This window comes from Anaerosporobacter sp. (assembly GCF_965301125.1).
Window position 1 is genome coordinate 1 of sequence record NZ_CBDLAM010000150.1, and the last position, 9,187, is coordinate 9,187.

Sequence of the window (9,187 nt, forward strand, 5' to 3'; positions counted from 1 at the left end):
GTTGATCATTATCATGATATTGTGTTCTTATTACTAAGGCATCTGGATATTAATACAAATGACTTATATATGGGTATTTGCGATTCCCCTATGTCTATGAATCAAGCCGATATCGCGATGAAACAAGCTCTTTATGCGAATTATGTATGTGCATTAGAAAACAGTTCTTGGAAGTACTATTCCTCAATTGGTATTTATCAGTTTCTTTGTCCATTACTTCATGAACATACCACCATGGAAAATTATCAACGTTCCATATATACTATAGAAGAATATGATAAATCTCATACTTCTAATTTGTTAGAGACACTTATCACTTATATCAATACTGATGGCGATATCTCAAAAACTGCTGCCAAGATGTATCAACACCCAAATACAATACGATACCGAATCAACAAAGCAACTTCGTTATTAAACTTTACGGATAAACATCCTTATGAACAACTATACATATTAATTCATATATATCTATTGCTTAGATGTATTGAATCAAAGTAAGTGTAAAATCAAATAGTTAGGTATATGGCGACAATCCATTTCATCATTCTATCAATTGTCGCCATTATATTTGCTAAAGCATTCGATGCCCATCAAATTTCACAATATCATCTATTAACTGAGTCACCGTATCCATCTCTTGTTCTGTTCCTATGGTAATACGAAGATAGTTATCAATTTTTCCTCCTGGATAGTGTCTTACCAAAACGCCTTTCTTCTTTAGTTCCTCATAAATATAACTTGCACTTACCTTTTGATGCGTAACAAGAATAAAATTCGTACACGCTTCTATTACTTCAAACCCCATGTGTTTTAAATGACCTTCGAATTCCATTCGGTTATGAATAATCTTCGCTACACACTCTTTCAGATACTCTGTATCCTTTACTGATGCAACCCCTGCTGCAATCGCCATAGAACTCATGTTAAATGGGTTGAATGTGAACTTTATTTTGTTCATATCTTCTATAATATCTCTAGTCGAGATTGCAAAACCAATTCTTGCACCAGCTAGATTTCTTGACTTAGAAAATGTCTGTACTACAACTAAGTTTGAATACCGTTTCACCAAGGGAATGCAAGACTCAATGCCGTAGTCAACATACGCTTCATCAATAATGACCATTCTCTTTGGATTCTTTGCTACGATTCGTTCAATATCATCTACAGATATTGCTTTCCCCGTTGGATTATTAGGATTTGCTAATAGTACATCCCTCTCCGACTCAACATAATCCTCTACATTAATAGATAAATCCTCTTTTAATGGAATCTGTTCATAATCTAGTCCGTATGTCTGTGCATATGTCCGATAGAAATCATACGTCAAATCCGGAAAACAAACTTTCATTCCTGGTTTGAAGAAACTCTTCATACAAAAGCCCAATACCTCATCTGCTCCATTTCCTACAAAAACTTGTTCTGCTGATACATGATAGACAGAACCAATTGCTTTTCGTAATTCCATACAGTGAGGATCTGAATAGTAACTCATACCATTAATCTGCGATGCGGATATGGCTTCTAACACCTTAGGAGATGGCGGAAAGGAAGACTCATTGGCATTTAACTTAATATATTCTCTTTCCTTTGGTTGTTCACCCGGAATATAAACTTCCATATCTTTATAATCATCTAGGAAAAAATAACTCATTATAATCTCAACCTTTCTTACTTTAGCCTCTCTAACGGAAATGTCATACAATGTGGACCACCACCAGCCTTTAAAATCTCTGTGATATCCAAATCAATCACTTTCATTCCATTTTGAGTAAGTTGTTCATTCACATATGTATTTTGTGCAAGCGAGATAACTCTCTTCTTACCAATTGCTTGTAGATTGCAGCCATGTGTAAAGATAGCCTCCTCTTTTACCGGTATTATCTTAATCTCTAATTGATTCAATTCCTTTACGAATTCATCTGGCAACCCCTCTTTATACGCAACTGCAAGATGATCATCTACTAAGTTAAAACACATATCAAAATGGAGATACTCAGGCTTTAGCGGTACACCTATAACTCTGTATCCATATGGCAATAGTTGATCTCTAATTTCTTCCACCCCTGACAAATTCGTACGATCCGCCATCCCAATCGCAATCGTGTTCTCATTCAAGAAAGCAAAATCGCCTCCTTCAAAAAATCCCTGTTCCACTGTAGCAATACAGGGCACTCCAATCTTCTCCATGATTTCTTTGTAATCCTTATGTTCCTCATAGCGAATAGGTAATTTGAAGTTTCCTAATATATATCCTTCTTTCACACAACCACCAAAGTCTCTTGCAAATACTGCATTTGGTCTCTCTTTACTTGGTTCAAGCAATACTACTTCAACACCTTCTTTTTCATACATTTCAACAAAGAGTTTGTGTTCATATTCCATCTTATCTATATCTAATGAAGTATCCTGCCATTTCTTCGCTATCTCGTTGATTGGTGCCGGTTTAAGATACGTTGGTCTAGATACCAATACTTTCTTTAATTCTCCTGTTCCGTTCTGTACAAACATATGATTTTCCTCCTCTTATAAATGGATACGATAAAAGGCAGCCTTATGGATATTCTCCACAAGTCTGCCTTGACTGTCTGCATTATTATTTCATTGTATTAATTATTATTTCTTTAAAGGATAAACATACTATACCATCATATATATGCAGATTCTATTTGTAGTCTCACAAAATTAGTTGATATATTTTTGTAATTACTACAATACGAACTCTTGTGAATATCGAAAAACTGCGTTACAATAAATTGTCACACGATTTTAACTTGAAAGGACATTCTAATGATTAAATTAATAGCAACTGATATAGATGGAACACTTCTTCACAGCGATCAAACGCTTCCTGAAGATATTTCAGAGGTAATTAATAAATTACACGAGAAGAACATCTTATTCTCTGTCGCAAGCGGCCGACCATATCTAACTTTACAACAAGACTTTGAACCACTAAGTCCGAATATATTGTATATTGCAGATAATGGTTCTCATGTCGTATACCAAGGTAAAGAACTTGCTGTCCACTCAATTGATAATTCCATTATCAATGAATTAATTCTGCTTACCAGAGAGATTCCTCAAGCTTATTCTGTAGTATGTACAACAAAAGGTGCTTTTGTTGAATCTGATGAGCCTGCATTTTTAACTGAATTAGAAAAATATTACGTAAAATACACTGTAGTCGACGATTTAACTAAGCTTGATGAACGTGTTATTAAATATACTGTTTGCGATCTTAATGGCGCTGAACAGAATAGTTATCCTAAGTTTTTACCATATCAAGAGACAATACAATTATGTGTTGCAGGTTTCGTATGGCTTGATTTTATGCAAAAGGGGATAAACAAAGGAACTGCTATCAAAGAAATTCAAGAACTATACAATATTACTCCTGAAGAATCCATGGCTTTTGGAGATTATATGAACGATCTTGAGATGATGAAGAGTGTTTATTATAGCTATGCCATGGCAAATGCTCATGAAGATTTAAAGAAGGTTTCCCGTTTTGAAACTGCTAGTAACGATGAAGATGGCGTTACTACTAAGGTAAAGGAAATGTGCAATTTAGAATAAGTATTCTTGATGATTCATCATTAATCTTTATACACAAAAAAGTGTTACGAAATCACTTAATATACATCACAATAATTGAAAGGAATATTCATGATATATAACAATATTCACGAAGGATATTTTAAAAGTCGTCCGAATCGTTTCATTGCTCATATAGAAATTGACAACCAAATTGAGATTTGTCACGTAAAGAATACGGGAAGATGCAAGGAATTGTTACTTCCTGATGCCACAGTTTATGTTCAACATTTTGATAATCCTAATCGTAAAACTAACTGGGATCTCATTGCAGTAAAAAAAGGAGAGACCATTATTAATATGGATAGCCAGGCACCTAACAAAGCAGTGGGCGAATGGTTGCAATCTGGAGGGCTAGGATTTCAACCAAATAAGATAAAAGCAGAATATCAATACGAAGATAGCCGCTTTGACTTCTACCTAGAACATGGTCCTAATAGATGGCTTATTGAAGTAAAAGGAGTTACCCTAGAAGAAGAAGGAATTGCATTATTCCCTGATGCGCCTACATTACGAGGTGTAAAACATGTAGACGGACTTGCAAGACATGCTAAAGAAGGATTTCATACAGCCATTCTATTCGTAATTCAGATGGATGGAATACATTACTTTACCCCTAATGTAAGAACGCAACCAGAATTTGCTCAGGCCTTAAAGAATGCCAAACTTGCAGGTGTTAATATCTTAGCATATGACTGTGCTATAACACCTTCAAGTATGACCATTCGTAATCCTATTGAAGTCAGATTGTAGTTTAAGAATGCAAAACTCTATATAAGTTTTAAAGCTTCTTAGCTAATCTACATTATTAAGAGTTTTGCTTTTTTACTTTATAGATACACAAGCACAGCTAAGTCAATGAATAAATATTCCTTGAATATTTTAATTCCCAGCACTCTCGTACACCGTTAATCCCTTACGAAATACTGCATACGCTATGATCCATACAATTCCTGCAATCAATACCTCTGCTCCAATTGTTGTAAGTACATTCTTACCCGTTAGAAAGTAACTTGCGGGGAAGAATGCTACGAATGCAAACGGAATCAGATACGTCATTATAATACGGATCGGTTTTGAATAAATGGATATTGGATATTTTGCAAAGTCAGAAGTCCCGTATGCCAATTGAAGGATTGCAATACTATCTTTAATCCAGAATGCTAGTGATGCAAAGAATAATTTGACTGCTGTGTAGATCAATGCTCCCGCTAACGCCGATACCACTAACAGTATAATATTAATCGGTGTTACCCTTACTGTATGATTTGCAACTGAAAAAACAACTAATGCAAACCCTACGATTAATTCGCCTAATGCATCTGCTTGGAATTTATCACAGATTAATTGAAAGAATGGATTAATTGGACGTAACAAGAAACGATCAAACTCCCCTCGAATGACGTATCTCATTGCAAGCATCCATATATTATCCGTTAGGAAATGGTCTATTCCCCTTGGTATCTGTGCAAATCCATAGATAAAGACTAGTTGATTGAATGTCCAACCATTCAAACTTGGAATCTGTTTAAATACTAACGCTAAGAAAACAATTCCAAACATCTGTGAAAGAAAAAATCCCAATAGGCCAATGACGAAATCCACCTTAGATTGTACCAATGATTTCAAAAACTGTGTAGCGAATACTCTATATAAATGTATATATCTCCTCATCGATTCAACCTCCTAAGACAGTAATTCTTTTGGTAACACGTTTCCAGAAGAAATTAGATATTAGATATAACATAATTATCCATACAATCTGAATTCCCATTGAGAATATCACTCTTTCTAAAGGCATCTTATTCAGATAAATCATAACTGGAGTATAATTCATCGAAGCAAATGGTAAGAAATCAAAGACTCTCTGAATTGATTCTGGAAAGAATGCTAGCGGTATCATTTGCCCTGTCAAAAATCCAAGGATTGCCGACTTTGCAAGATTTAGTCCCCATAAATATGTAGTATAAAAGGCTAGTAAACCAAAACAAAAATCAAATAAAAACATGATACAAAAGCTTAAGCATACACTTACAAGATATGCAATGATAATAATCGGCGACGGTGGTTTCTCCCCCAGATTGACATACCGTATAATAGTCAGCAATAACCAGATTGGCAATCCAGGTATAATAAAACGAAAGACCAAATTACCAAGGGACGAAAAAAATAATCGAACTTGATAATTAATGGGCTTTACCAAGTTCATAGCAATTGTTCCCTCAACTACCTCACTACCAATATCCCAAGTAACACTAACTCTTACTAGATTACTTGTAATAAAACTCATAAAAATATATACAATCATTTCATTTAATGTAAATCCATTAAGGCTAGGACTACTGCTGCTTTGATAAATTGCTTTCCATAAATAATAACTTACTAACACACTAAATAAATTTGATAATAGAAACAGATAGAATGACCATTTATATGCAAGTTGTTCCTGTACTTTTCCAATAGTAAATGGTATATATATCCGAAGTCTTTGTCGTAACGAACGATTCTTAACCTCCATATAAATCACCTCAAATCCCATGTTTGTATATCTCTTTTACAATTTCCGTTATCTGCGTATCTTGGATCTTAATATCTCGAACCGCGGTACTTTCCATAACTTTTGAGATAATATGTGAAATATTTAAAACATCTCTATCAAAATTAAAAGTAATACTTGATTGATCTTTTCCAATTACTAATTGTTCCTCTCCTACATGAAAAGCATCATAGTAGTTGACTTCTTCTAATACTTGTATATCCTTAACATCTAATGTAATACTTCTGCGTTTTCCATACAAATCCTTAATATTCGCAATTGTACCGTCATAGATTACCTTACCTTCATCGATTATGATGATTCTCTCGCATAGCTCCTCTATATCTGATAAGTCATGGGTTGTTAGGATTACTGTTGTCTGATATTCTGCGTTGATATGTTTAATCGCTTGACGCATACTATCCTTAACAACCAAATCAAGACCTATTGTTGGTTCATCTAGATATAAAACCTTTGGATTATGTAATAACGCTGCTGCTAAATCGGCACGCATTCTCTGTCCAAGTGATAAAGTTCTTACTGTACTATGTATAAACTGGTCAAATCCAAGAACATCCTGTAAAAATTCCATTCGTTTCTTGAAATCTTCATCACTAACATTATATACTTCCTTAAGTATTGAAAATGTCTCACTAAGTGGTAAATCCCACCACAACTGTGTTCTTTGACCGAATACAACACCAATATTAGCCGCATTCACTTGTCGATTTTCATAGGGTACGATTCCATTCACTGTACATCTACCTGATGTTGGTGTAAGAATTCCTGTCATCATCTTTATGGATGTTGACTTGCCTGCACCATTACTGCCAATATATCCAACCATCTCCCCCTTGGCAATATCAAAAGATATATCATCTACTGCTAGTTTACGTACCTTCTCGTTAGAAAACAAACCCTTAATCGCTCCTTTAAAACCAGGATACTTCTTAGGGGATATGAATTCCTTTGACATGTTTTCAACATGAATCATTGGTACTCCTCCCTCTTTCTTTAATAACTTTATTACTTTCTTACAAGCATCTCACTTCTTAACAATTGATTAAAATACTCATTCATTAATAGTAAGTTTATACATATTATACCATTTTACCCCTGGGAACACAAGTTCTATTTTCGTTTTTTTTCGTAATTTTTATGTAAAACGAAAAAACGAGGTAGTTACCTACCTCGATGCTTCTCTTTTCGTTTTCGTTGTTTCATCTGATACAGAAGCTCTTCTCTCGCTTCCTTTTCTTCTTTCGAACATCTTTTTCTTTCAATCTTGCCAACTTCTTGCTGTAACTTCAAAGCTTGCATAGATTTTGTTCCGATACCTACTGTATTCATCTGTCTGTGTACTTCTCGTTGCAGCCTCTTTGGATTCACCTTGGTCTTTGCCTTTTTCTCAACATCAATGGAAGGACTAAAATGTAAATCATAGAACCTTTCAATTATAGCTGTTAATACTTCTGACTCCGTAGGTTCTGCTCCAAAAGTCACCTTACTTACCGTAAGTTTTTGATTCTCAACACGTTCAAATACACCAACCCAGAATGGTTCATCATAATACACTAGTAAACGAATATTGCTCATAAAGAAGCCTCCTTATAAATTATTCTAAGCCTAATGAACTTACAGCCCACGTAGGATACCAAAGAATGGACAACCAAGGAGGCAGGTTACTGACAGCAAAAGCTGCTTCCGGACTACCAACCGGAATGTGTTTTTATCTTTGTAATTGTATTATAATACATTGTAAATAATTTAGCTATTTATCTATTGATTTACAGTCGTTTCTAAGCAATAATATAGAGTGAAACTTACAATAAACTAAAAAGGAGAATCCATATGATTCAGTCAATCGTACATATCGCTTTAGTCGTTAGTGATTATGATGAAGCAATAAATTTTTACACTAAAAAGTTACATTTTACCTTAATAGAAGATACCTATCAACCAGAGCAAGACAAGCGCTGGGTTGTTGTATCACCTCCAGGTTCAAATGGTACTACAATCTTACTTGCTAAGGCATCAAAACCAATCCAAGAACCATTCATTGGTAATCAAGCAGGTGGCCGTATCTTCTTATTCTTAGGAACCGATGATTTCTACAGAGATTACAACGAGATGAAAGAATTAGGGATTGAAATTGAAAGAGAACCTAAAGTTCAAGATTATGGTACTGTCGCAGTTTTCAAAGATCTATACGGAAATCTTTGGGATCTAGTTGAATTCAATGAAGGTCATCCGATGTATAGCCGAGTGAAATAGCTATAATCAATTCGGTTTATTCTTCTGCTATACAAAAAACAGAAGCATCGTGACATTCCTACCTCGATGCTTCTAACTCTTCCTTACTACCCGATTTTTAAATACATAATTGTTTACAAACTCCTAGATATATCTACTTACTTTTTTCTTATATACTATATACTCCCTCCCATAAGAATTTTCCATATGTATTTCTTCTTCAACAATCTGTAGATGCATTAATATAATAGCTACCAAACTAAATACCAACAAAATTAAATTACCAAAAGCTATACTCGCACCGAGATAGGTTAAATCAAATCCAAGAAAAGCTGGATTCCTACTAACATGATAGATTCCATTGGTAACAATCTGTAGTTTCTCCCCTTGTGATATTCCTGCTCTCCAGCTATCTCGCATGGTAATCATCGCTGAAATAAAAACAATTGTACCACTTCCAATCAATAGAACACCTATGTATCGAACTCTCATATTGTGAATGAATGTAGTATTCAAATAAATGCTTATCATAATCAGCAATACAATTAAAGTTGTTATGATCTTTAATAGTTTCTCCGTGTAGATTGTGCGTCTCGCCTTATCTCCTAGCCCTAATTGATTTGTCCGTATTCCTTTCTTTCGTTGATCTAGCATCTTAGCAAAATACGCAAGATAAAATATTCCTAAAACAATGACTCCTATAGCTTGTATCAATTTAATCACTCCTTACATTTGAATATATTAATATATGTTCATGTATATTATATAAAGATTTATTATAGAAGTCAATCAATATTATGT

General features: G+C 34.4%; 11 protein-coding genes. 4 read left to right on the forward strand and 7 right to left on the reverse strand.

The genetic code is table 11. The annotated features are described in order from the left end of the window. On the forward strand, positions 1-501 hold a 501-nt coding region (locus tag ACW2QF_RS14575; protein ID WP_455716737.1), incomplete at its 5' end, for a PucR family transcriptional regulator. A gap of 73 nt (positions 502-574) precedes the next feature. Here the strand turns inward: ACW2QF_RS14575 and hisC are convergent. Beyond that, on the reverse strand, positions 575-1,654 hold the full coding sequence (gene hisC / locus ACW2QF_RS14580; protein WP_455716738.1) for a histidinol-phosphate transaminase: 1,080 nt from the start codon (positions 1,652-1,654) through the stop codon (positions 575-577). A gap of 17 nt (positions 1,655-1,671) precedes the next feature. After that, complete coding sequence (locus ACW2QF_RS14585) at positions 1,672-2,511, reverse strand: dimethylarginine dimethylaminohydrolase family protein (RefSeq protein WP_455716739.1); 840 nt, start codon at positions 2,509-2,511, stop codon at positions 1,672-1,674. Between the two features lie 279 nt (positions 2,512-2,790). Here ACW2QF_RS14585 and ACW2QF_RS14590 point away from each other — a divergent pair, with 279 nt between their 5' ends. Beyond that, positions 2,791-3,579, forward strand: coding sequence for an HAD family hydrolase (locus ACW2QF_RS14590; RefSeq protein WP_455716740.1), 789 nt, complete (start codon positions 2,791-2,793; stop codon positions 3,577-3,579). A 90-nt stretch (positions 3,580-3,669) separates the two neighbouring features. Then, complete coding sequence (sfsA, locus tag ACW2QF_RS14595) at positions 3,670-4,350, forward strand: DNA/RNA nuclease SfsA (protein WP_455716741.1); 681 nt, start codon at positions 3,670-3,672, stop codon at positions 4,348-4,350. A 129-nt stretch (positions 4,351-4,479) separates the two neighbouring features. On the opposite strand, the gene ACW2QF_RS14600 is transcribed toward sfsA, so the two are convergent. From ACW2QF_RS14600 to ACW2QF_RS14615, 4 genes are all read right to left on the reverse strand, one after another. Beyond that, positions 4,480-5,271, reverse strand: a complete 792-nt coding sequence (locus ACW2QF_RS14600) for an ABC transporter permease (RefSeq protein WP_455716742.1) — start codon at positions 5,269-5,271, stop codon at positions 4,480-4,482. A gap of 4 nt (positions 5,272-5,275) precedes the next feature. Further along, the gene (locus ACW2QF_RS14605; RefSeq protein ID WP_455716743.1) at positions 5,276-6,115 is read right to left on the reverse strand and encodes an ABC transporter permease; all 840 of its coding nucleotides are present in this window, start codon (positions 6,113-6,115) and stop codon (positions 5,276-5,278) included. 10 nt (positions 6,116-6,125) lie between these two features. Next, complete coding sequence (locus tag ACW2QF_RS14610) at positions 6,126-7,127, reverse strand: ABC transporter ATP-binding protein (protein ID WP_455716744.1); 1,002 nt, start codon at positions 7,125-7,127, stop codon at positions 6,126-6,128. A 188-nt stretch (positions 7,128-7,315) separates the two neighbouring features. Further along, positions 7,316-7,729, reverse strand: a complete 414-nt coding sequence (locus ACW2QF_RS14615; protein WP_455716745.1) for a YjdF family protein — start codon at positions 7,727-7,729, stop codon at positions 7,316-7,318. A gap of 255 nt (positions 7,730-7,984) precedes the next feature. Between ACW2QF_RS14615 and ACW2QF_RS14620 the strand changes: the two genes are divergently transcribed. Further along, a complete protein-coding gene (locus ACW2QF_RS14620; RefSeq protein WP_455716746.1) occupies positions 7,985-8,407 on the forward strand; it encodes a VOC family protein in 423 nt (140 codons plus the stop codon). 123 nt (positions 8,408-8,530) lie between these two features. Here ACW2QF_RS14620 and ACW2QF_RS14625 read toward each other — a convergent pair whose 3' ends face one another. Further along, positions 8,531-9,100: a methyltransferase family protein gene (locus tag ACW2QF_RS14625; protein WP_455716747.1), complete on the reverse strand. Its 570-nt coding sequence runs from the start codon at positions 9,098-9,100 to the stop codon at positions 8,531-8,533. Positions 9,101-9,187: the final 87 nt, after the last annotated feature.

Coding starts and splice junctions, on each gene's coding strand:
- hisC (WP_455716738.1), bottom strand. CDS start 1,654: ATGAGTTATTTTTTCCTAGATGATTATAAAGATATGGAAGTTTATATT.
- sfsA (WP_455716741.1), top strand. CDS start 3,670: ATGATATATAACAATATTCACGAAGGATATTTTAAAAGTCGTCCGAAT.
- ACW2QF_RS14600 (WP_455716742.1), bottom strand. CDS start 5,271: ATGAGGAGATATATACATTTATATAGAGTATTCGCTACACAGTTTTTG.
- ACW2QF_RS14610 (WP_455716744.1), bottom strand. CDS start 7,127: ATGATTCATGTTGAAAACATGTCAAAGGAATTCATATCCCCTAAGAAG.
- ACW2QF_RS14590 (WP_455716740.1), top strand. CDS start 2,791: ATGATTAAATTAATAGCAACTGATATAGATGGAACACTTCTTCACAGC.
- ACW2QF_RS14615 (WP_455716745.1), bottom strand. CDS start 7,729: ATGAGCAATATTCGTTTACTAGTGTATTATGATGAACCATTCTGGGTT.
- ACW2QF_RS14620 (WP_455716746.1), top strand. CDS start 7,985: ATGATTCAGTCAATCGTACATATCGCTTTAGTCGTTAGTGATTATGAT.
- ACW2QF_RS14585 (WP_455716739.1), bottom strand. CDS start 2,511: ATGTTTGTACAGAACGGAACAGGAGAATTAAAGAAAGTATTGGTATCT.
- ACW2QF_RS14605 (WP_455716743.1), bottom strand. CDS start 6,115: ATGGAGGTTAAGAATCGTTCGTTACGACAAAGACTTCGGATATATATA.